Here is a 20,400-nt window from a genome sequence, read left to right as displayed (position 1 = left end):
GGCTTCGCCGCGCCGGCCGCCGTCGCCGGCACGGGCGCGGCGGTGCCGCGCGCGAGCCCCTGCTCGACCGCCTTCAGCAGCTTTTGCAGCGCAATCGGTTTTTCGAGGAAGTTGAGCGCGCCGATCTTGGTTGCCTCGACCGCCGTGTCGATCGTCGCATGCCCCGACATCATGATGACGGGCATCGTCAACTGACCCTGCGCGGCCCACTCCTTGAGCAGCGTCACGCCATCGGTGTCCGGCATCCAGATATCGAGCAGCACCAGGTCCGGCACCTGGCGCTGACGGAATTCGCGCGCCTCCTGCGCGTCCTCCGCAAGCTCCACGACATGTCCTTCGTCGCTGAGGATCTCCGAGAGCAATTCCCGGATGCCCATTTCATCGTCTACCACCAGGATGGTTGCCATTTACGCTGCCCTTGTCTGCACTGTTGCTTTTGATCCCTGCTCCGTTGCCGCGCGCACCGCCTTTGCGGTGCCGCGCGTGGCGGCATCAGGCGTTGCGCCCGGGTGGATGTCCGGGTTGGCGTCATCCGCCAGTTGGAGAAAGAGGATCGAGATCTGCGCGCCCTCTATCGCATCGCCCGCTTTCATGCGATTGCGGATGTCGATGCGCGCGCCGTGCTCGTCGATGATCTTCTTGACCATCGCAAGCCCGAGTCCTGTTCCTTTGGCCTTGGTTGTCACATAGGGTTCGAATGCACGCGTGAGAATGCGCGCCGGGAAACCGGGCCCGTTGTCCGACACCGTGAGCCGCACCGCGACGCGCGTGTGACCGTCCGCGTCCGGATCGCCGTATTCTACGGCCCGCGTCTCCAGTGTCACGCGCGGCGTCTCGACATCGGCCACCGCGTCTTGCGCATTTTGCAAGAGGTTGTGGATCACCTGGCGCAATTGCGTTGCGTCGCCGCGGATGACCGGCAACGTGGAAAGCTCGACCTTGATCGTGCTCTTGCCTTCTTCCGCGCCGTATAGCGTGAGCACTTCGCTCACGAGATCGTTCAATTGCAGGCTCGCGAGCACCGCCGGCGGCGTGCGCGCGTAGTCGCGGAAATTGTCGACCATCTGCTTCATCGCCGCGACCTGGTTGACGATGGTGGTCGCGCCGCGTTTGAGCACCTCAGCGTCCGAAGGAGCGAGCTTGTCGGTGAGCTTCATCTGCAAGCGCTCGGCGGAAAGCTGGATCGGCGTGAGCGGATTCTTGATCTCGTGCGCGAGACGCCGCGCGACTTCGCCCCACGCCACCGAGCGCTGCGCCGAGATCACGTCGGAGATGTCGTCGAACACCACCACGTAGCCCGAGGTCTGCATGTCGCCGGCATCGCGGCCTGTGTCGGAAACAAGGCGCGCGCCGCGCACGAGCAGCGTGAGCGGATCGGTCTCGCCCGCCACCGGCACCGAGAACTGCTGCTGCCAGTGGCCGTGATTCACGTCGCCGACTTCGCGATCGGTGCGCGAGGCTTCCTGGTCGGCGAAGGCCTTGCGCACCATCGCCGCGAAATCGCCGAGCGCCGCTACATGATCGATGGGCAAGCCCAGTTGCGCCTGGAACGGATGACGGAAGATGCGCTCTGCGCCCGGGTTCGCCGTCGTCAGCCGGAACTGGCGGTCGAACACGAACACGCCCGCTGTGAGATTCGCGAGGATGCTCTCAAGATACGCCTTCGAATGCTCGAGCGCGACGCGGTTCTTTTCCACGGCCTGGCGCGCTTCGGAGAGCTGGCGCGTCATGGCGTTGAACGACTGCGTGAGGAAGCCCAGCTCGTCGCGCGACTTGATCTCGCGCTTGGGCGTGTAGTCGCCCTCGGTCACTTCCTTGGTGCCCTGCGCGAGCAGGAACAGCGGTCTTGCCAACTGGTTGCCGAGCGCGAGCGCCAGCATCATCGCAACGAAGGTGGCGAGAAAGAGCGCGAGCGTGAGCGTGCCGATGTACATCTTGCGTAAGCCCGTGCGGCCCAGCGCCTTTTCCTGGTACTCGCGATAGGCGCGCTGCACGGCGTCGGCGTTGCGCGCGAGCGCGGCGGGCACCGGCTGCTCCAGTTGCAGGAAGCGCTCGACGGGCTGCAGGTCGGTGGTGTTCGCATCGGGAATGCGCGTGACGACGCGCAGACGCAGCGCGCCCTTTGGCCCGTGCAGCTTCGGGTCGCCATCGACTTCGCCTTCGATCGCCGCGTAGCCGCGCCCGCGCGCCTGATCGATCATGAGCGGAGTAGGCAGATCGGCCGGCATCAGCGAGGAGAAGTTGCTCGAAGCCTGCGCGACCACGTGCATCTCCGGCGCCGCGCCCGACATGCTGCGCACCGGCTCGACGATGTTGGCGTCCTGCACGCCGAACTGGTCGCGCGCGCGCAGCAGCGTGAGCGTGGTGCCTGCGGCCTGGCCGTTCGCGATCTGCTCGGCCATCAGGCGGCCCTTGGTTTGCAGATCGGAGAGCGAGGCGTCGAGCATGCCGCGCCCGAGATTCAGGCCCGCCGTGAGCGCGGTCTCCACGTTCACGTCGAACCACGACTCGATCGAGCGCGAGACGAACTGATACGAAACGACGTAGATGATGCCGCCCGGCACCACCCCCACGAGCGCGAAGAAAAACGCGAGCTTGGCCAGCAAGCGCGTGCCGAACTTGCCGCGCCGCAAGCGCACGACGATCACGATCACGAGCGCCGTGACCACCGAGAGGAAGATCAGCGCGACGCCGATGTTGGCCGCGTAGAGCCAGCCGTAGTAGCGGTCGAAGAACTCGGTGTTCGCGCTCGCGGCGGCAAGCAGCACGAGCAGCAGCGTCGCGGTAAGCGCGACGGTGGACACGAGCAGCCTGATGACAATGCCGCTGACACTGGTGGCGCGGCGCACTTTATTTAGCACGTTCGGTCACCGTGAAGTTAAAGCGCTTCCAGTCGGAAGCGAGATTCCAATCGCGGTTGTTGACCGCGTCGATCTGGAAGGGCTTGGGCATGAGCGCGACGTCGAGTTGCATGCGCACCGAAGCCGTATAGGTCTCGCCCGCATGCACCTGCTTGTTGTCGATCACGTGCCACGACGTGACGTGCTTGATGACGGCGAGCGCATCCGCGAGCGTCGAAAAGCCGAGCTGCAGCCCGCCGCTCGACACGCGGTACTCGCGCGTGAGCGGCTGAAATGAGAGACGAATGCTTTGCGAGACGCTCACGGGCTGCTCATCGAACCAGTACCAGCGCGGGCGCGTGAGTTCGAAGTCGGTGGTGAAGTAGAGCGGAATGCCCTTGTTGACCGCATCTTCCAGGCTGCTATTGAGCTCGAAGTCGAAGCGCGCATCGAGGCTCCAGCCGGAGCCGTCGGCCTGCAGCGACGCCCGTTGCACCGAGATCGAATCTGCGCGCGCCGGCTTGACGGCCAGCAAGCCGAAAGCCAGCACGATCCCGATCAGGGTCGCGAAGCGTAGCGGGAAGAAGCGTTTGATGATCACCGTTTCTGAAAGCGCGCGTAGAAGAAGCCATCGTGATCCGCGGTGCGATCGGGAACGGGGCGGGCGTCGTTCTGCATTTGCGCATCGCGCCGCGCCACGCTGGCTGCGCCACTCTGTGCCCCCCCGGCCGGCGCGCCGCCGGTCGCCGGCAGCAGTTGCCCCGGCGCGTCCAATCGTACCGCATCCGCGTGGGTGCTTTCAAACCAGCTCGCCTGCGCCTCGCCTTCCTCGGGGAAGATCGAGCACGTCACGTAAAGCAGCTCGCCGCCCGGCTTGAGCAAGGCCCACAGCGCCTCGACGATGCGCCGCTGCTCCTGCACCAGCGCGCCGATGTCGCTTTGACGGCGTAGCCAGCGAATGTCGGGATGACGCCGCACGATGCCCGAGGCCGAGCACGGCACATCCGCGAGAATGCGGTCGAACGGCGCGCCGTCGAACCAGCGCTCGGGCGCACCCGCGTCGCCGATCACGACGCGCGCGCGCCATGCGGGTTGTGGCGCATCGTGATCGACTTCGTCGTCGGCGTCGTCGTTCGCCTCAGCAGCCGCAAAACCAAGACGCGTAAAGTTCTCGCCGATGCGCGCCGCGCGCGCGGCGTCGCTTTCCAGCGCGACCAAGTCGATGTCGGCGAGTTCGAGCAGATGGCCGCTCTTGCCGCCGGGCGCCGCGCACGCATCGAGCACGCGCATGCCGTCGCGCACGCCCAAGATTTGCGCGGCGATTTGCGCACCGGCGTCCTGCACCGAGGCGTCGCCGGCCATGAAGCCGGGAATGCGGTCGACCGGCAGTGGCGCGGCAAGACGCACGGCGTGATCGCCGATCTGCGTCGCGGCGATGTTTTCATCGGCCAGACGTTGCAGATAGTCGGTGGTGCTCGCGCGGCGTGCGTTCACGCGCAACGTGAGCGGCCCTTGCGTGTTGCCCGCTTCGAGAATCGCCTGCCAACGTTCGGGCCACGCCTTGCGGATCGCGTCGATCCACCATTGCGGATAATTCCAGCGCGCGACTTCATCGGCCTGGGCGGCGGCCAGCGCGCTCTCGCGCTCGCGCAGGAAACCGCGCAGCACCGCATTCACGAGGCCTTTCGCGAAAGCGATGTCGCGTCGCGCCCCGATTGCGCGCACGGCCTGATCGACGACGGTAAATGGCGTGTAAGCGGCGTGCGCTTCGTCGTCAACGAGCAGCGCCAGCGCACAAGCAAGGAGATTCGTCACGAGCGGCGGCGGCGCCTTGCTCACGCGCTGCTTGATCAGCCAGTCCACGGTGCCGAGACGCCGCATCGTGCGGTACGCGATGTCCTGCACGGCGCCACGCGCCGTCGCCGCGAACTCGTGCGGCAGCGCGGCGAAGGTGCTCGTGAGCGCCGCCGGCAAAGCCGCGCCCGCGCGCACCGAACCCACGATATGCGCCGCTGTGTCGAGCGCGAAGCCGAGCGATTCGGGTGCCAGATGGATCGCGTGATGCGGGGCTGCCTTGCTCTGCCCGGCCCGGCCCGACGAGGCGGGACGCCCGGCACGCTTGGCGCGTGACTGGGCAGACGACGATGAACCGGACGGACGGCGAGAGGAGCTGGATGTCATGAAAAAACCGGAAGCGAGCCGCGCCAAGACGCAGCGAATCGTGCAAAAAGCAAACTACAAGCGAGCCATTGTAGCGTGGCGCGGACGCAACGCCGCTCGCCGGGAGGAATCGGCAAAGCGCAGCGCTGCTGCGCGCCGGCCACGTACCAATAAAAAAGGCAGACCGTGGGGTCTGCCTTTCTCGGACCTCCGCCCGCGCGCGCCGCTGTTTCAGTCGAAGCGGCCGGTACGCGCCATCTCCATGAGGCGCGCGATGCGCTCCTCGGTGGCAGGGTGAGTCGAGAACAGATTCGCAATGGCGCCGCCCGAAAGCGGATTCATGATCATCATCTGCGCCGTGGACGGATGCTGCTCGGCCGCCGGGAATGGAATGCCCTGCGCGTAGCGATGGATCTTGTCGAGCGCCGAAGCCAGCGCCTGCGGGTCGCCCGAAATCTGCGCACCGCCGCGATCGGCCTCGAACTCGCGCGCCCGCGAAATAGCCATCTGGATGAGCGCGCCCGCAATCGGCGCAAGCAGCGCGACGGCAATGCTGGCGATGGGATTCGCGGGGCGGCCGTTCTCGTCCCGGCCGCCGAAGATCATCGCGAAATTGGCGAGCGCCGAGATCGCGCCGGCCATGGTGGCCGTGATCGTCGAAATAAGGATGTCGCGGTGCTTCACGTGCGCGAGCTCGTGGGCCATCACGCCGCGCATCTCGCGCTCGGAGAGCACGCGCAGGATGCCGGTGGTGGCGGCCACGGCCGCGTGTTCGGGATTGCGGCCCGTGGCGAACGCGTTGGGCGCGTCTTCGTTGATCAGGTAGACACGCGGCATCGGAATGTTCGCGCGCGTGGCCAGTTCGCGGACCATGCGATAGAACTGCGGCGCCGTGGTCTCGTCCACTTCCTGCGCGTTGTACATGCGCAGGACCATCTTGTCCGAGAACCAGTACGAGAAGAAGTTCATGGCGAGCGCGAACATGAGCGCGAGCATCATGCCGCGCTGCCCGCCCATCATTCCGCCAATCACGATGAAAAGGGCCGTAATCGCGGCCATCAACATCGCGGTCTTGACCCAGTTGAACATGTGCTGTGCTCCTTCACCCAATGGGAATCAATTCGGGAATCAAATCGTCAGACGCCCGCCAGCAGCGGCTGGCGAGCGCATTGTAAGCGATTTGTTAGATATGGGCGGATCGGAAAAATTCAATCTCAGCGCGTGGCTGCGGCGAGCCTCAGGCCAAGGCCGACGAACGCCGAGCCCACCGTGCGGTCGAGCCACTTTTTAATGCCGGGCTTGCCGGAAAAGCGCTGCGTCACGCTACCAGCAATCCAGGCGACGAAGCTGTTCCAGATCGTGCTCATGACAACGAACACGACGCCGAGCGCGAGGAACGCGAGCACCTTGTGCGGGCTCGTCACGCTCACGAATTGCGGGAAGAACGACACGAAGAACAGCACGACTTTCGGGTTGAGCACATTGGTCCAGAAACCCGAGAGGAAAAGCTGGCGCAGCGAACGAGGCGCAACGCCGCGCTCGGCGGATTCCGTGGTGCTCGCCGGGGTGCTTTGCTTCGCGAAGATCAGGCGCACGCCGAGATACACGAGGTAGCACGCGCCCACGAGCTTGATGACCGTGAATGCCGTGGCCGAGGCCGCGAGCAGCGCGGTCAGCCCAAACGCGCAGGCCAGCGCATGCACGCAGCAGCCCGCGGAAATGCCCAGTGCCGACACGAGCCCGGCGCTGCGGCCTTGCGCGACGCTGCGCCCGACGATATAGGCCGTATCGGGACCGGGCGTGACGTTCAGGAGAAAAACGGCGACGAGGAAGAAACCAAAATGAGTAATGCCAAACATGACGCTTTTCCTGCAAAAACGACTCGGAAAAAGGGTTCGAGCCGTCCTGTGCAGCCGTCTCGACGAAGCTCCTGAATTCTAACGCGCATAGCGGCGCGTGTATCGCCTCGCCTTCAGGTTGGAGCCTGGACGGCCCCGGCGTCGGTGTCAGTCAGCGCAAAGCACTGGCCAGCCGCGAGCGGCATGCCGGCGAGGAATTCACGCGCGGGCAAGCGTTTTCCGCCCGGTTTCTGCAGTTGCGTCACGCGCAGCGCGCCCTCGCCGCACGCCACCACGACGCCTGCGGACGAGGCTTCGAGAATCTGGCCCGGCACGGCTCCAGCGGGTACCTTGAAACCGTCGGCCGGCCCGGCCGACCACAGCTTGAGCAGCGCCCCGTCCAGCGTGGCCGCGCCGCCCGGGAACGGATCGAACGCACGAATCTGCCGTGCCAGCGCCTCGGCCGAACGACGGAAGTCGAGCGCGGCCTCCTGCTTGCCGATTTTCTCGGCATAGGTGACGCCCTCTACGGGTTGCGGAACCGCAGGCAGAACGCCGTCGCGTTCGAGCGAGATCAGCCCGTCCACCACGAGTACCGCGCCCAGTTTCGCGAGGCGGTCGTGCAGCGTCGCGGTCGTGTCCGTGGACGCGATGGGCGTGCGCACTTCCGAGATCATCGGGCCGGTGTCGAGGCCCGCGTCCATCTGCATGAGGGTGATGCCGGTCTCGGCGTCGCCGGCCTCGATCGCGCGGTGGATCGGCGCGGCGCCGCGCCAGCGCGGCAAGATCGACCCGTGAATGTTGATGCAGCCGCGCGGTGGGATGTCGAGCACTTCCTGCGGCAGCAGCAGGCCATAGGCGGCCACCACCATCACGTCGTGCGGCGTCGCCCGCAGCAGTTCCAGCGCCTCGGCCGCTTCCTCGGGGTACTTGCCCGCGCGCCGCAGCGAAGGCGGCTGCGCCACGGCGATCCCATGCTCCTGCGCGTAGCGTTTAACCGGGCTCGCCTGGAGCTTCATCCCGCGTCCGGCAGGCCGGTCGGGCTGGGTCAGCACGAGTGGCACGGCAAACCCTGCCTCGTGGATCGCCGCAAGCGCGGCGGCGGCGAAGTCCGGCGTACCGGCAAAAATCACGCGAAGAGAATGGCTCATGGACGCTGGAAGGAGATCGGCAAATGAAAAAAGGAACAGTGCGACGCGCGAGCCTTACATCGCGCGCTCGAGCTTCTTCATCTTGTTCTTAATGCGCGTCTGCTTGAGCGATGAGAGGTATTCGACGAACACCTTGCCCATCAGGTGATCCATTTCGTGCTGGATGCACACGGCGAGCAGGCCTTCGCAGTCGACCTCCCAGGTCTCGCCCTTTTCGTTGAGCGCCCGCACGCGCACCTTTTCGGCGCGCTCGACTTCGTCGTAGATGCCCGGCACCGAGAGGCAGCCCTCTTCGTGCACTTCCCGCTCATTGCTCGCCCAGACGATTTCCGGGTTGATAAACACGAGCAACTCGTCGTGCGAGTCGGAGACGTCGATTACGACGACGCGCTCGTGCACGTCGACCTGAGTCGCGGCAAGACCCACGCCAGGTGCGGCGTACATGGTCTCGGCCATGTCGGCGACGAGCTTGCGGATACGGTCGTTGACCACCTCGACGGGCTTGGCGATCTTGTGCAGGCGTTTGTCCGGGTAATGAAGAATGTTCAGTAGAGCCATGGTTTGACAGGTTCCTTGTTGGGCGCCGCGGGCCGCGCGCTCGCGCGCACTGGCCGTTCGGCCAACTAGTGCGCCCCTCGCGGAATACAGAAGATAGACGGTCAGATCGGAGTGCGGACCAATCGCGGCTGGCAAAAAGCGCGGTGCCAGCAGCACGCCGTGACGATGCGTCACAGCGCCGCAAATATATTTCGGATGGTGAAAATTTTAACACGGCGGGCCTGGGTTCGCCCGCCGACGGAGAATCGCCGATGCTCGCCACCTTGCCGCTCGGGGCCGACGAACTCAGCGCCTGGCTACGCCTCGCGAACGCACGAGGCCTGAAACCCGCCGCGCTACGTGCGCTACTTGGCGCGTTCGGGCTCCCTCAGCGCGTGCTCGCGCAGCCGTTCGGAACGCTTGCGGCCGCTGCGGGCAGCGAAGCGGCCCGCGCTGTGCTTACACCGCCGGCAGCCGGCTTTGCGCAACAAGTCGCCGCCGTGACCGCGTGGTGCGCGCGGCCGGGCAACGCGCTCGTCACGCTCGCCGATCCTGCGTATCCACCGCGCCTCCTGACGATGCCTGACCCGCCGCCGCTCCTCTACGTGACAGGGCGGCTCGATCTGCTGCATGCGCGCAGCGTGGCCGTGGTGGGTAGCCGCAGCGCCACGCCGCAAGCGCTCGAAGACGCCGCGCGCTTCGCGCGCACGCTCGCTACAACGGGCGTAACGGTCGTCTCGGGCCTCGCGCTTGGCGTCGATGGCGCGGCGCACCGGGGCGCGCTCGACGAGCCCGGCGGCACCGTCGCCGTCACCGGCACGGGCGCCGACCTCGTGTATCCCGTCGCGCATCACGCGCTCGCGGCCCAGATCGCCGAACGTGGCGCGATCGTCACCGAATGGCCGCTCGGCACGCCCGCGCGCTCCGCGAATTTTCCGCAGCGCAACCGCGTGATCGCGGCGCTCGTGGAGGGCGTGATCGTGGTCGAAGCCGCCATGCGCTCGGGTTCGCTCATCACCGCGCGTCTCGCCAATGAAATGGGACGCGACGTGTTCGCGCTGCCCGGCTCGGTCCACGCACCGCTTTCGCGCGGCTGCCATCGGCTGATCAAGGAAGGCGCGCAGCTGGTCGAGACGCCGGAGGAAGTGCTCGAAGCGCTGCGCTTCACGCAACCAGCGCCGCGCGCACAACGTGGCGCCAAGGCATCACGCAAGCAAACTCCAACATGCGCCGCGACGCTCCCGCTGGAATTCGAAGCGCAGCTTGACGGCCTCGCGCAAGACCGCGCCCCAGTCAGTCCGCCAGCCGAAGCGAAGCCTGCCAAGGCCACGAAGGCCGCCACGCTCGGGCCCGAGGCCTCCTCAGTGCTCGCCGCGCTCGGCCATGCTCCGGCTACGCTTGAAATCCTCGCGCAGCGCACCGACATGTCCGAAGCGCTGCTGCAGGCCACGCTGCTGCGGCTCGAACTGGCCGGACACATCAGCACGCTGCCCGGCGGCCGGTTTATGCGGGCGTCCCACTGCTAGCCCGCCGCCGTGTTACATTCGCGCCAAATACCCGCCCAACGTCCACACTCTATATATAAGAGAACGCAAGGAACGATCATGCCCGCGCTTGACCTCGACACCGACGCCGACCAGATCGCCGAGCGCGTCACCGACCGCGAAACGTTGTTCGTCGCGTGTCTGTGCGCGGAATGGTGCGGCACTTGTCGCGAGTATCGGGCCACGTTCGACCGTATCGCCGAGGGCCATCCCGAGATCTGCTTTGCCTGGATCGATATCGAAACGCACGCCGACCGCTTCGACGACCTCGACGTGGAAAACTTCCCGACCATCCTGATCGAGGACAGCAAGGCCACGCGGTTTTTCGGCACGGTGCTGCCGCACGCCGCCGTGGTCGAGCGCATGCTCGCCGATCTCACGGCCCTGCCGGGCGTCGCCGATGCACCGAAGCTGCGGCCCGCGCTGGCCGAGGCGTAACGCGCGATCAGTGCGCCCTGCACTCGTTCTGGCCCCGCGCTTGCCCGTCACCGCGCCGCGCCCTTATGATGGGCCCCCGGAGACACCCCGAGGGCCCCATGCAAGCGACATCGCTCCGATGACAAGAAAATCGCCGTCAGCGCGCCATGTGCTATAAAGCGGTCGTTAAGCGAGAGGCGAAACGCGCCGCGCCGGCCACGCAGCAGATTCAGACCGTCTAGCCGCGGGGCGCGAATCAAACCCAAAGCCCGGATCAACCACACACAGCCAGTCATGTCCAAAGCCCTGATCATCGCCGAGAAGCCATCTGTCGCGAACGACATCGCGCGCGCTTTGGGCGGATTTACCAAGCATGACGAGTACTTCGAAAGCGACGACTACGTGCTTTCCTCGGCGGTTGGCCACCTGCTGGAAATCGCCGCGCCCGAAGAGTACGAAGTCAAGCGAGGCAAATGGAGCTTCGCCAACCTGCCCGTGATTCCACCGCACTTCGACCTGAATCCGATCGCCAAGAGCGAATCGCGGCTCAAGGTGCTCAACAAGCTGATGAAGCGCAAGGACGTCACGCAACTCATCAACGCTTGCGACGCGGGGCGCGAGGGCGAGCTGATTTTCCGACTGATCGCGCAGCACGCGAAGGCGAAGCAGCCGGTCCAGCGCCTGTGGCTCCAGTCGATGACGCCGCAGTCGATCCGCGACGGCTTCGCGAATCTGCGCAGCGACGCCGACATGCAGCCGCTCGCCGACGCGGCCCGCTGCCGCTCGGAAGCCGACTGGCTCGTGGGCATCAACGGCACGCGCGCGATGACCGCCTTCAACAGCAAGGGCGGCGGCTTCTTCCTGACCACGGTTGGCCGTGTTCAGACGCCAACTTTGTCGATCGTCGTCGAACGCGAAGAGAAAATTCGCCGTTTCGTGCCGCGCGATTATTGGGAAGTGCGTGCGGAGTTCGTCTGCGCGGGCGGTTTCTACGAAGGCCGCTGGTACGACCCGAAATTCAAGAAGGACGAGTTCGATCCGGAAAAGCGCGACTCGCGCCTCTGGAGCCTGCCGGCCGCCGAGACCATCGTGGCCGCCTGCCACGGCCGCGAAGGCACGGTTAGCGAAGAATCGAAGCCGTCCACCCAGCTCTCGCCCGCGCTCTTCGACCTGACGAGCCTGCAGCGCGAAGCCAACGGTCGCTTCGGCTTTTCGGCCAAGAACACGCTCGGTCTCGCCCAGGCGCTGTACGAAAAGCACAAGGTGCTCACTTACCCGCGTACCGATTCGCGCGCGCTGCCCGAGGATTACATGGGCACCGTGAAAGAGACGCTCGAGATGCTCAAGGAGAGCAACAACTACCTGCCGCACGCCAAGCAGGTGCTCGACAAGGGCTGGGTGAAGCCGAACAAGCGCATCTTCGATAACTCGAAGATCAGCGACCACTTCGCCATCATCCCCACGCTGCAGGCCCCGAAGTCGCTCTCGGAGCCCGAGCAGAAGCTCTACGACCTCGTGGTAAAGCGCTTCCTCGCCGTGTTCTTCCCGGCGGCGGAATACCGCGTGACCACGCGTATCACGGAAGTGGCCGGCCATCACTTCAAGACCGAGGGCAAGGTGCTGGTCGAGCCGGGCTGGCTGCAGGTCTACGGCCGCGACGCGGGCGGCGACGACGCCAACCTCGTGCCGGTGCAGAAGAATGAGAAGGTCAAGACCGACAAGATCGCGGCGCATCAGCTCGTAACCAAGCCGCCGGCGCGTTACAACGAAGCGACGCTGCTCTCGGCCATGGAAGGCGCTGGCAAGCTCGTGGACGACGAGGAACTGCGCGAGGCGATGGCCGCCAAGGGCTTGGGCACGCCGGCCACGCGCGCGGCGATCATTGAAGGCCTGCTGGGCGAAAAGTATCTCGTGCGCGAAGGCCGCGAACTGATTCCCACGGCCAAGGCGTTCCAGCTCATGACGCTGTTGCGCGGCCTCGACGTGAAGGAACTCACCGCGCCGGAATTGACCGGCGAGTGGGAATACAAGCTTTCACAAATGGAGCGCGGCAAGCTTCCGCGCGACGCGTTCATGCAGGAAATCGCCCGCATGACGCAGACCATCGTGAAGCGCGCGAAAGAGTACGACTCCGACACCATTCCCGGCGACTACGCGACGCTGGAAACGCCGTGCCCCAACTGCGGCGGCCAGGTTAAGGAAAACTACCGCCGCTTTGCGTGCACGAAGTGCGAATTTTCGATCTCGAAGATTCCGGGCGGCCGCCAGTTCGAAATCCCGGAAGTGGAAGAGCTGCTGCAGAACAAGACCATCGGCCCGCTGTCGGGCTTCCGCAGCAAGATGGGCCGGCCGTTCTCGGCGATCCTCAAGCTCTCCTTCGACGACGAGATCAAGAACTTCAAGCTCGAGTTCGACTTCGGCCAGGACACCGGCAGCGAGGACGGCGAAGCACCCGACTTCTCGCAGCAGGAGCCCGTGGGTGCGTGCCCGAAGTGCAAGGCCCGCGTGTTCGAGCATGGCATGAGCTACGTCTGCGAAAACTCGGTCGCGAATCCGAAGACCTGTGACTTCCGCTCGGGCAAGGTGATCCTGCAACAGGAGATCGCGCGCGAGCAGATGGCAAAGCTGCTGTCGGAAGGGCGCACGGACTTGCTGACGAACTTCAAGTCGTCGCGTACGGGCCGCAACTTCAAGGCATTTTTGGTGAAGCAGTCTGACGGCAAGATCGGCTTCGAGTTCGAGAAGAAAGAGCCGAGCGCCAAAACCGCTGCGAAGAAGTCCACGGCCAAGGCTGGGGCGGACGAAGCCGCAAACGACGCGGCCAGCGAGAACGACGCCGCTGAAGCAACCGCGAAACCGGCGCGCAAGACGGCTGCCGCCAAGACCGCGCCTGCGAAAAAGACGGCCGCTCGCAAAACGGCAGCGCGCAAGACCGGTTCGTAATCGCACGGTCCTGCGGTTGCGTGCTGCGGCGCGCACCAGCAAAAAAAGCGCAGCTTCTCACGAAGCTGCGCTTTTTTATTTCCATCCCAAAGCAAACCAAAGCGACCAATCAGGCGCTTGATAAGCGAAGTAACACGCTTATAGCGGCGACAACGCCGACGGTCGTGTGCGCGCCGCCGCGCGCGGCGCCTTCGAGGCACGCTCGCTTTGCGCACTATGAAGCTCGCTGTCGAGCAAATCGGAAATCGGCTCCGACCCGTCGAATGCCTCGGGCACCGTCGGGTGCGCTGCACCGCTCACCGGGCGGGAGAGCCCGTCCTTGACCCATTGCTCACCAAGTTGGCTGTTCGGCGTCTGGCTGAAGTGCTCAACAAGGTGATCGATGAATGTACGCACCTTCGCCGGCAGGTGGCGGCGGCTAGGGTACGCGACGTTGATCTCGACCTGCGGCAAGCGATATTCGCCGAGCAGGCGCACGAGACGCCCGCGCGTCATGTCGCGCCCGATCAGGTAGCTCGGCAGGATCGTGATGCCCATGCCGAGCAGCGCGAACTGGCGCAGCATCTCGGTGTTGTTCGCGATGATCACGTTGCTCGGGCGCACCCGCACTTCGCCATCCGGCCCCGTGAAGACCCGCTCGTCGCCCCAGTACTCCGAGGGCAGAGACAGCGACGGATGCTCCATCAGGTGCTCGGGGCGCGTGGGCGTGCCGTGCTTCTCCAGATAAGCGGGCGTAGCGCATACGGTCATGCAGCCCGTGGTGAGACGTCGCGTGACGATGCTCGCGCTGCGCATCTGGCGCGCGGTCACGACGCCCAGGTCGAAGCCTTCTTCGACCAGATCCACCTGACGGTCGACCAGCGTGACGTCGGGGACGACCTGCGGGTAGCGCTGCGTGTACGTCTGCAGCACGGGCGCGAGATTGTGCAGCCCGAAAACCACCGGCGCCACGATGCGCAGCGTGCCGACCGGCTCATGATTGCGCGCCACCACCATCTGCTCGACGTCTTCGAGCTCGTCGAGAATCTGGCGAGCCCGTTCGAGATAGACTTGGCCCGATTCGGTGAGGGAAAGGCTGCGGGTCGTGCGGTTGAGCAAACGCGTGCCGAGACGCCCTTCGAGGTCGGCGACGTGACGCGTTGCAACCGCATTGGAAATATCCATCGCGGAAGCCGCCCGGGCAAAACTGCCGAGGTCGGCCACCTTGACGAATACTCGCATCGACTGCAAATGATCCATGTGACAACTCCTGCCTGTTACTTGTCTGCCAAAAGACGGCAGCGGAAACCGCGAATTCTCCTACGACATGAGAATTCGTGCAGAAGTTGCCTAAGATTGTCGGAATTTCTTTGCGATTTTCGCGACTGTCACTCATTACGCATTGTTACAGCGGCGATTGTTTCCAGAATTGAAACAACGCCGCTAGTGAGCACTCACCCTCCCTTCGCCTGAACGCTCAAAGACGAGCCTCCAGCGCCGTACGCGCGTCGCTCAGTGCCTGCGGCAAGCCGTGGGCGAGCTTGGCGAAAAGCTCGGCGTGCAGCGCGAGTTCGGCGCGCCACGCCTCGGCATCGACCGAGCTCACCTGCTCGTACTGCGCAGGCGTGAAATTCAGGCCATGCCAGTTCAGATCGTCGTAACGCGGCGAGATGCCGAACGCATGGCCTGCGCCCTCGGCCTTGCCCTCGATACGGCGCACCATCCATTCGAGCACGCGCATGTTTTCGCCGAAACCCGGCCAGACGAACTTGCCGTCCTCGCCCTTGCGGAACCAGTTCACGCAGAAAATGCGCGGCTGCGTCGCGCCCAGCTTCGAAAGGCGCTCGCCCACTTTGAGCCAGTGGCCAAAGTAATCGGCCATGTTGTAGCCGCAGAACGGCAGCATCGCGAACGGATCGCGCCGCACCACGCCCTGCTGCCCCGCCGCCGCCGCCGTGGTCTCGGAGCCCATGGTCGCGGCCATGTACACGCCCTCGGTCCAGTCGCGCGCCTCGGTCACGAGCGGCACGGTGGTCGAGCGGCGGCCGCCGAACAGGAAGGCGTCAATGGCCACGCCCTTCGGATCCTCCCAGGCGGGATCGATCGACGGGCACTGCGAGGCCGGCGCTGTAAAGCGCGCGTTCGGATGCGCAGCCTTGCGGCCCGTCTCCTTGCCAATGGCCGGCGTCCAGTCGTTGCCCTGCCAGTCGATCAGGTGCGCGGGCGGCTCGTCGGTCATGCCTTCCCACCAGACGTCGCCGTCGTCGGTGAGCGCGACGTTCGTGAAGATCACGTTCTCCTTGAGCGTCGCCATAGCGTTGAAGTTGGTCTTTTCGCTCGTGCCCGGCGCAACGCCGAAATAGCCGGCCTCCGGGTTGATCGCATAGAGACGGCCGTCGGCGCTGGGCTTGATCCAGGCAATATCGTCGCCGATCGTGGTGATTTCCCAGCCGTTCATTGCGGCCGGCGGAATCAGCATGGCGAAGTTGGTCTTGCCGCACGCCGAAGGGAACGCCGCCGCAACGTGATACTTGCGCCCTTCGGGCGAGCGAACGCCGAGAATCAGCATGTGCTCGGCGAGCCAGCCTTCGTTGCGGCCCATCGTCGAGGCGATGCGCAACGCAAAGCATTTCTTGCCGAGCAGCGCGTTGCCGCCGTAGCCCGAACCGTAGCTCCAGATCTCGCGCGTTTCCGGGAAATGGACGATGTATTTCGTCTCGTTACACGGCCACGGCACGTCTTTGTCGCCCGTCGCCAGCGGCGCGCCTACGCTATGCACGCACGGCACGAACGTGCCGTCCTCGCCAAGCACGTCGTACACGGCGCGGCCCATGCGCGTCATGATGCGCATGTTCACGGCCACGTATGGGCTATCCGAAAGCTCGACGCCGATATGCGCGATGGGCGAGCCGAGCGGCCCCATCGAGAACGGCACGACGTACATCGTGCGACCGCGCATGGAGCCGGCGAACAGGCCGTCGAGGGTCGCACGCATCTCGGCGGGCGCCATCCAGTTGTTGGTCGGGCCGGCATCTTCCTTCTTCTCGCAGCAAATGAAGGTGCGATCCTCCACGCGCGCCACGTCTGACGGGGTGGAGCAGGCCAGATACGAGTTCGGGCGCTTTTGCGGATTGAGGCGGCGCATCGTGCCCGCGTCGACCATCTGCTGACACAGACGGTCGTACTCCTCCTGCGAACCGTCGCACCAGACGATGCGCTCGGGTTGGGTATGGGCGGCAACCCTCTGAACCCACTCGACCAGTTTCCGGTGCCGAACCCAAGCCGGCGCTTGTACCGCAGCCTGAGCGGGGAAGTCAGGATGATTCATCGATAAGTCTCCATGGGGCTTATAAAAATCGATTCAGGCCCTTTCGACGCTGCATGCGAGAGGCACGGCCGCGCTAACCACCACCTTCATTCGCGCAGCCAGGCAGGTCGTCAAGACCCTGACAGCGAGGGTTCGCAACCGTCTGTAAAGCGGCTTGCGTCAGAACCCTTCAAGCTGATAAAAGGGGAGAAAATTCTCACTCAAACCCGATCTGGCTGTACCGGGCGCTATTGCCTGAAACATCAGCAGGGAATAGCAAATGGAATACCCGCCTGTTCCGTTCCGCGTGCCGGAAGGCACCCTAGTATTCATACCAGCCTTCCGCGCGCTGCATAGTGGGATAACCACCAGATAAACATCGAGTCGCACCGAGATGTGCGCCACTACCACCCAAGCTGCCATGAAAATTGCCATCCTTGACGATTACCAGGACGCCGTCCGCAAGCTCGACTGCTTTCAATTGCTTGCCGATCACGATGTCAAGGTCTTCAACAACACCGTGCGCGGTCTCGGCCAACTCGCGAGCCGCCTCGCGGAAGTCGACGCACTCGTGCTGATCCGCGAACGCACGCGCATCCCCTCGCAACTGCTCGACAAGCTCCCGCATCTGCGCATGATCAGCCAGACGGGCAAAGCCGGCCCGCACATCGACCTTGCCGCGTGCAGCGAGCGCGGCATCGCCGTGCTCGAAGGCACTGGCTCACCGGTCGCGCCCGCCGAACTCACGTGGGCGCTCATCATGGCCGCGCAGCGGCGCATTCCGCAGTACGTGGCCAACCTCAAGCAAGGCGCGTGGCAGCAGTCGGGCCTCAAGACCTCGGCGATGCCGCCCAATTTCGGCCTGGGCCAGGTGCTGTGCGGCCAGACGCTCGGCATTTGGGGCTACGGCAAGATCGGGCGCCTCGTGGCCGGCTACGGCAAGGCGTTCGGCATGCGCGTGGTCGTGTGGGGCCGCGAGCACTCGCTCGAAGCCGCGCGCGCCGACGGCTACGAAGCAGCCGCGAGCCGTGAAGCGCTGTTCGAGGAAAGCGACGTCCTCTCGCTGCACCTGCGCCTGCACGACGACACGCGCGGCATCGTCAAGCAGGAAGACCTGTTGCGCATGAAACCGACTGCGCTGCTCGTCAATACCAGCCGTGCGGAGCTGCTGGAAGAAAACGCGCTGCTCGGCGCGCTCTCGCAAAACCGGCCGGGCATGGTGGCCATCGACGTGTTCGAGAGCGAGCCGATCCTCCAGGGCTACAGCCTGCTGCGCATGGAAAACGTGATCTGCACGCCGCACATCGGCTATGTGGAACGCGAGAGCTACGAGCTCTACTTCGGCGCGGCGTTCCGCAACATCCTCGCGTTCGATGCGGGCGATTACTCGCACGTCGCGAATCCCGAGGCGTTGCAGGGCGTGCGCCGCCGCTAGTCACACAATCATCGGCGAAAGAACGAAAAAGGCGGCCCCGGCCGCCTTTTTTCATGGTGCGCGCAACCTTCGCGCCTTCACGCGTGCGCGGCGGCCTCGAACACCTCGGGCAGACGTTCGAGGAAACGCTCGCCGTCCTCGGCGCCGAGGTTGTAGGCGTGCTGCATCTGCTGCGGGCTCGTGTAGTCCCAGCTCGAAATCGGCACCCTGGCCGAAGGCTGCACATACAGACGCTGCTGCTCGCCGCCGGCTTCACCGCCCGCCCCTCGCGTGCGGTGTTTCACAACGAACATCGGCGGACGCGGATAAAGACGCGTCACCATCACGAGCACGCGGCCCGGCGTGTCGTCGAGCGCGCCCACGGGCACATTGTCGACCATGCCGCCATCGAGCACCGGCCGGCCATTGCGGCGCAGAACCGGCGTGAAGGGCGGCGTGCAGGAGGACTGCAGCACCAGATCGGCGAGATCGTCCACGCGCTCGCAATCCTGCGCGATCACGAACTCCGGATGAAAGCCGAGCTTGCGCCCGAGCGTGGGATGCAGCGTCTTGCGGATGTGCTTTTCGATGTTGTACGCAATGAGCCCCGCCGCGACAGCACTGCGCGCGCCGAGCCAGCGCGGCAGATGCGAAACGCCGATGCGGATCTCGGGCGCGTCCTGCAGCTTCGCGAAGTGCGGGCCGTAGATGTCGAGCAGCGCCTGACGATAGATGCGGTAGTGCGGAAACACCGACTCGCCGCGCAGCAGGTTGCCCCAATAGGCGTTGCGCGTGTTGTGCTTGAGCGCCTGCGCGTAATAGCGCATGACCCACTGTGAGTCGCGCACGTAAAGCATGCAGGCGGTGGCCGCGCCCGCCGAAATGCCCGTAATCACGCGCGGGCGAATCCGCAGCTCGGGCTGTACGACGTCCCAGAACCCCGCCTGCCACCAGCAACGATTGCCGCCGCCAGCAAAGACCACTTGATCGAACATGCGCCCTCTACCTTTCAGATCGTGCCGAAGGCTAGAGCTTAGTCGAGGAGCGCGTAAGTCGAGGTCGCGTGGACGGCCATACGGCCTTCTTCGTCGTAGAGTTCTATTTCGCCGAACACCAGATTGCGGCCCATGCGCAGCACGCGTGCGGTGATCGTCACGTCGCCCTTGCGCACCGCGCGCATGAAATTGGTGTTGAGCGCAACGGTGGTCATGGGCTTGAACTCGCCGAGCGCGGCGGTAATGGCGACGATCATGGCCGTATCCGCGGCCGCCATGAACACCTGGCCGCAGATCCCGCCGCCCGAATGGCGCAACTCGCCGGAAAACGGCAGACGCATCGTGGCGCTCTCCTCCGTGACCTCGACCGGCCTCATCCTGAGCGCTTTCACCCACGGCGCCAGCACGCGATCGAGCAGCGCGTCGATTGCCTTTTCGTCCATCGTCTTATGCCTTCTGGTCTGGAGTTCATGCCGCGCGGCAAGGTCGCCCGATCGGGTCCACTGGGCGGATCGGACAGCGGGATCGGGTAGCGCGACGCGGCTCGCCGGCTGGGAATCAACGCGACGTGGCGACATCATACCGGGAGGCATCGCAGATGGCTCAACGCGACATAATTCCGACACGATGCCAGGGCCGCGCCCGCTCTTCGCCGGCGAAAGCGCCACCGGCCCAACGACTACTTTTCAGGAATTTTGCGAAAAGGGCTTGCCAACTCTCAAAAAGCCATGCATAATCTTTCTTCTGTTGGGGGCGTTAGCTCAGTTGGTAGAGCAGCGGACTCTTAATCCGTAGGTCGAGTGTTCGAGTCACTCACGCCCCACCAGCGAATTCATGTAAAAAGCCCGGTCTCTGACCGGGCTTTTTGCTTTTCTGCGCCAAGTTCATGGCGCTCGATTCAAACCACCGCCAAACGGCCCATCCGCACCGGGAAGCGGGCCACCATCTTCCTCGGTTGCGGCAGCCAGCGGCCGAGCGCCTCGAAATCGTCGAGCTGACGCAAAAGCGTGTCGACGGTCGCAAGCTGAGCGTGAGTGAGGTGATTCTGCTTGAGCAGGGTGTGCAGCCGATTGCGCCAGTACTCGACGCCCATGACCGGCTCTTCGAAGTCGCCCGCGAGCGAGAGCGGCATCACGCGTGCAATGTGCGCGATTTCTTGTTCGACGAATGTCATGGTGCTCCCCGTGTAGACGACAGCGTTTCTTTTCGTATGACGGTACTGTAGGACGACGGAGGAGCGACGCCAGCCTACTCGAACGGATAGGTGCAAATCCT

At 64.8% G+C, this 20,400-nt stretch carries 16 protein-coding genes, 1 tRNA gene and 1 pseudogene; 5 read left to right on the top strand and 13 right to left on the bottom strand.

Going from position 1 to position 20,400, the window contains the following annotated elements; all coding sequences use genetic code 11:
- The 8 genes and pseudogenes from esaR to def all read right to left on the bottom strand — a co-directional run.
- A pseudogene (gene esaR, locus HV773_RS05985) lies at positions 1-407 on the bottom strand (response regulator transcription factor EsaR); the annotation flags it as partial.
- On the bottom strand, positions 408-2,861 hold the full coding sequence (locus tag HV773_RS05980) for a sensor histidine kinase (RefSeq protein WP_129560877.1): 2,454 nt from the start codon (positions 2,859-2,861) through the stop codon (positions 408-410).
- Positions 2,851-3,441, bottom strand: a complete 591-nt coding sequence (locus HV773_RS05975; protein WP_129560876.1) for a DUF4390 domain-containing protein — start codon at positions 3,439-3,441, stop codon at positions 2,851-2,853. Before HV773_RS05975 ends, HV773_RS05980 begins: the two co-directional genes overlap by 11 nt.
- A complete protein-coding gene (gene rsmB, locus HV773_RS05970) occupies positions 3,438-5,021 on the bottom strand; it encodes a 16S rRNA (cytosine(967)-C(5))-methyltransferase RsmB (protein ID WP_129560875.1) in 1,584 nt (527 codons plus the stop codon). The genes HV773_RS05975 and rsmB overlap by 4 nt, the downstream gene beginning before the upstream one ends.
- Before the next feature lie 210 nt (positions 5,022-5,231).
- Complete coding sequence (gene htpX / locus HV773_RS05965; protein ID WP_129560874.1) at positions 5,232-6,089, bottom strand: zinc metalloprotease HtpX; 858 nt, start codon at positions 6,087-6,089, stop codon at positions 5,232-5,234.
- Between the two features lie 125 nt (positions 6,090-6,214).
- Positions 6,215-6,859, bottom strand: coding sequence for a LysE family translocator (locus HV773_RS05960; RefSeq protein WP_129560873.1), 645 nt, complete (start codon positions 6,857-6,859; stop codon positions 6,215-6,217).
- Between the two features lie 113 nt (positions 6,860-6,972).
- Complete coding sequence (fmt, locus tag HV773_RS05955) at positions 6,973-7,989, bottom strand: methionyl-tRNA formyltransferase (RefSeq protein ID WP_129560872.1); 1,017 nt, start codon at positions 7,987-7,989, stop codon at positions 6,973-6,975.
- A 54-nt stretch (positions 7,990-8,043) separates the two neighbouring features.
- Positions 8,044-8,547, bottom strand: coding sequence for a peptide deformylase (def, locus tag HV773_RS05950; RefSeq protein WP_129560871.1), 504 nt, complete (start codon positions 8,545-8,547; stop codon positions 8,044-8,046).
- Between the two features lie 251 nt (positions 8,548-8,798).
- Between def and dprA the strand changes: the two genes are divergently transcribed.
- The 3 genes from dprA to HV773_RS05935 all read left to right on the top strand — a co-directional run bounded on the left by dprA (position 8,799) and on the right by HV773_RS05935 (position 13,430).
- The gene (gene dprA / locus HV773_RS05945; RefSeq protein WP_129560870.1) at positions 8,799-10,052 is read left to right on the top strand and encodes a DNA-processing protein DprA; all 1,254 of its coding nucleotides are present in this window, start codon (positions 8,799-8,801) and stop codon (positions 10,050-10,052) included.
- A 78-nt stretch (positions 10,053-10,130) separates the two neighbouring features.
- Positions 10,131-10,508 (top strand): thioredoxin family protein, encoded by a 378-nt coding sequence (locus HV773_RS05940; RefSeq protein WP_129560869.1) that lies wholly within the window; start codon positions 10,131-10,133, stop codon positions 10,506-10,508.
- A 273-nt stretch (positions 10,509-10,781) separates the two neighbouring features.
- Positions 10,782-13,430 (top strand): DNA topoisomerase III, encoded by a 2,649-nt coding sequence (locus tag HV773_RS05935; RefSeq protein WP_129560868.1) that lies wholly within the window; start codon positions 10,782-10,784, stop codon positions 13,428-13,430.
- 138 nt (positions 13,431-13,568) lie between these two features.
- On the opposite strand, the gene HV773_RS05930 is transcribed toward HV773_RS05935, so the two are convergent.
- Positions 13,569-14,669: a LysR family transcriptional regulator gene (locus tag HV773_RS05930; protein ID WP_129560867.1), complete on the bottom strand. Its 1,101-nt coding sequence runs from the start codon at positions 14,667-14,669 to the stop codon at positions 13,569-13,571.
- 217 nt (positions 14,670-14,886) lie between these two features.
- Complete coding sequence (locus HV773_RS05925) at positions 14,887-16,737, bottom strand: phosphoenolpyruvate carboxykinase (GTP) (protein WP_129560866.1); 1,851 nt, start codon at positions 16,735-16,737, stop codon at positions 14,887-14,889.
- Positions 16,738-17,137: 400 nt separating this feature from the next.
- Here HV773_RS05925 and HV773_RS05920 point away from each other — a divergent pair, with 400 nt between their 5' ends.
- Positions 17,138-18,151 (top strand): D-2-hydroxyacid dehydrogenase family protein, encoded by a 1,014-nt coding sequence (locus tag HV773_RS05920; protein ID WP_129560865.1) that lies wholly within the window; start codon positions 17,138-17,140, stop codon positions 18,149-18,151.
- 77 nt (positions 18,152-18,228) lie between these two features.
- Here the strand turns inward: HV773_RS05920 and HV773_RS05915 are convergent, their stop codons facing one another.
- Together HV773_RS05915 and HV773_RS05910 are read right to left on the bottom strand one after the other, a co-directional pair.
- Positions 18,229-19,125, bottom strand: coding sequence for a patatin-like phospholipase family protein (locus HV773_RS05915; protein ID WP_129560864.1), 897 nt, complete (start codon positions 19,123-19,125; stop codon positions 18,229-18,231).
- Between the two features lie 38 nt (positions 19,126-19,163).
- Entirely contained in the window at positions 19,164-19,568 is a 405-nt protein-coding gene (locus HV773_RS05910; RefSeq protein ID WP_129560863.1) for a PaaI family thioesterase, read from the bottom strand.
- A 307-nt stretch (positions 19,569-19,875) separates the two neighbouring features.
- Between HV773_RS05910 and HV773_RS05905 the strand changes: the two genes are divergently transcribed.
- A tRNA-Lys gene (locus tag HV773_RS05905) sits at positions 19,876-19,951 on the top strand.
- Between the two features lie 72 nt (positions 19,952-20,023).
- Here HV773_RS05905 and HV773_RS05900 read toward each other — a convergent pair.
- Positions 20,024-20,299, bottom strand: a complete 276-nt coding sequence (locus HV773_RS05900) for a hypothetical protein (RefSeq protein ID WP_175194372.1) — start codon at positions 20,297-20,299, stop codon at positions 20,024-20,026.
- Positions 20,300-20,400 lie beyond the last annotated feature (101 nt).

Source organism: Paraburkholderia caffeinitolerans, from assembly GCF_902859945.1.
GTDB lineage: Bacteria > Pseudomonadota > Gammaproteobacteria > Burkholderiales > Burkholderiaceae > Paraburkholderia > Paraburkholderia caffeinitolerans.
The sequence above is the reverse complement of the archived record's forward strand: the minus strand, read 5'-3'. Positions and strand labels throughout refer to the sequence as shown.

Excerpts from the sequence above, each read along its gene's own strand:
- rsmB (WP_129560875.1), bottom strand. The coding sequence starts at position 5,021 with ATGACATCCAGCTCCTCTCGCCGTCCGTCCGGTTCATCGTCGTCTGCC.
- htpX (WP_129560874.1), bottom strand. The coding sequence starts at position 6,089 with ATGTTCAACTGGGTCAAGACCGCGATGTTGATGGCCGCGATTACGGCC.
- HV773_RS05960 (WP_129560873.1), bottom strand. The coding sequence starts at position 6,859 with ATGTTTGGCATTACTCATTTTGGTTTCTTCCTCGTCGCCGTTTTTCTC.
- fmt (WP_129560872.1), bottom strand. The coding sequence starts at position 7,989 with ATGAGCCATTCTCTTCGCGTGATTTTTGCCGGTACGCCGGACTTCGCC.
- def (WP_129560871.1), bottom strand. The coding sequence starts at position 8,547 with ATGGCTCTACTGAACATTCTTCATTACCCGGACAAACGCCTGCACAAG.
- dprA (WP_129560870.1), top strand. The coding sequence starts at position 8,799 with ATGCTCGCCACCTTGCCGCTCGGGGCCGACGAACTCAGCGCCTGGCTA.
- HV773_RS05940 (WP_129560869.1), top strand. The coding sequence starts at position 10,131 with ATGCCCGCGCTTGACCTCGACACCGACGCCGACCAGATCGCCGAGCGC.
- HV773_RS05935 (WP_129560868.1), top strand. The coding sequence starts at position 10,782 with ATGTCCAAAGCCCTGATCATCGCCGAGAAGCCATCTGTCGCGAACGAC.
- HV773_RS05930 (WP_129560867.1), bottom strand. The coding sequence starts at position 14,669 with ATGGATCATTTGCAGTCGATGCGAGTATTCGTCAAGGTGGCCGACCTC.
- HV773_RS05925 (WP_129560866.1), bottom strand. The coding sequence starts at position 16,737 with ATGAATCATCCTGACTTCCCCGCTCAGGCTGCGGTACAAGCGCCGGCT.
- HV773_RS05920 (WP_129560865.1), top strand. The coding sequence starts at position 17,138 with ATGAAAATTGCCATCCTTGACGATTACCAGGACGCCGTCCGCAAGCTC.
- HV773_RS05915 (WP_129560864.1), bottom strand. The coding sequence starts at position 19,125 with ATGTTCGATCAAGTGGTCTTTGCTGGCGGCGGCAATCGTTGCTGGTGG.
- HV773_RS05910 (WP_129560863.1), bottom strand. The coding sequence starts at position 19,568 with ATGGACGAAAAGGCAATCGACGCGCTGCTCGATCGCGTGCTGGCGCCG.
- HV773_RS05900 (WP_175194372.1), bottom strand. The coding sequence starts at position 20,299 with ATGACATTCGTCGAACAAGAAATCGCGCACATTGCACGCGTGATGCCG.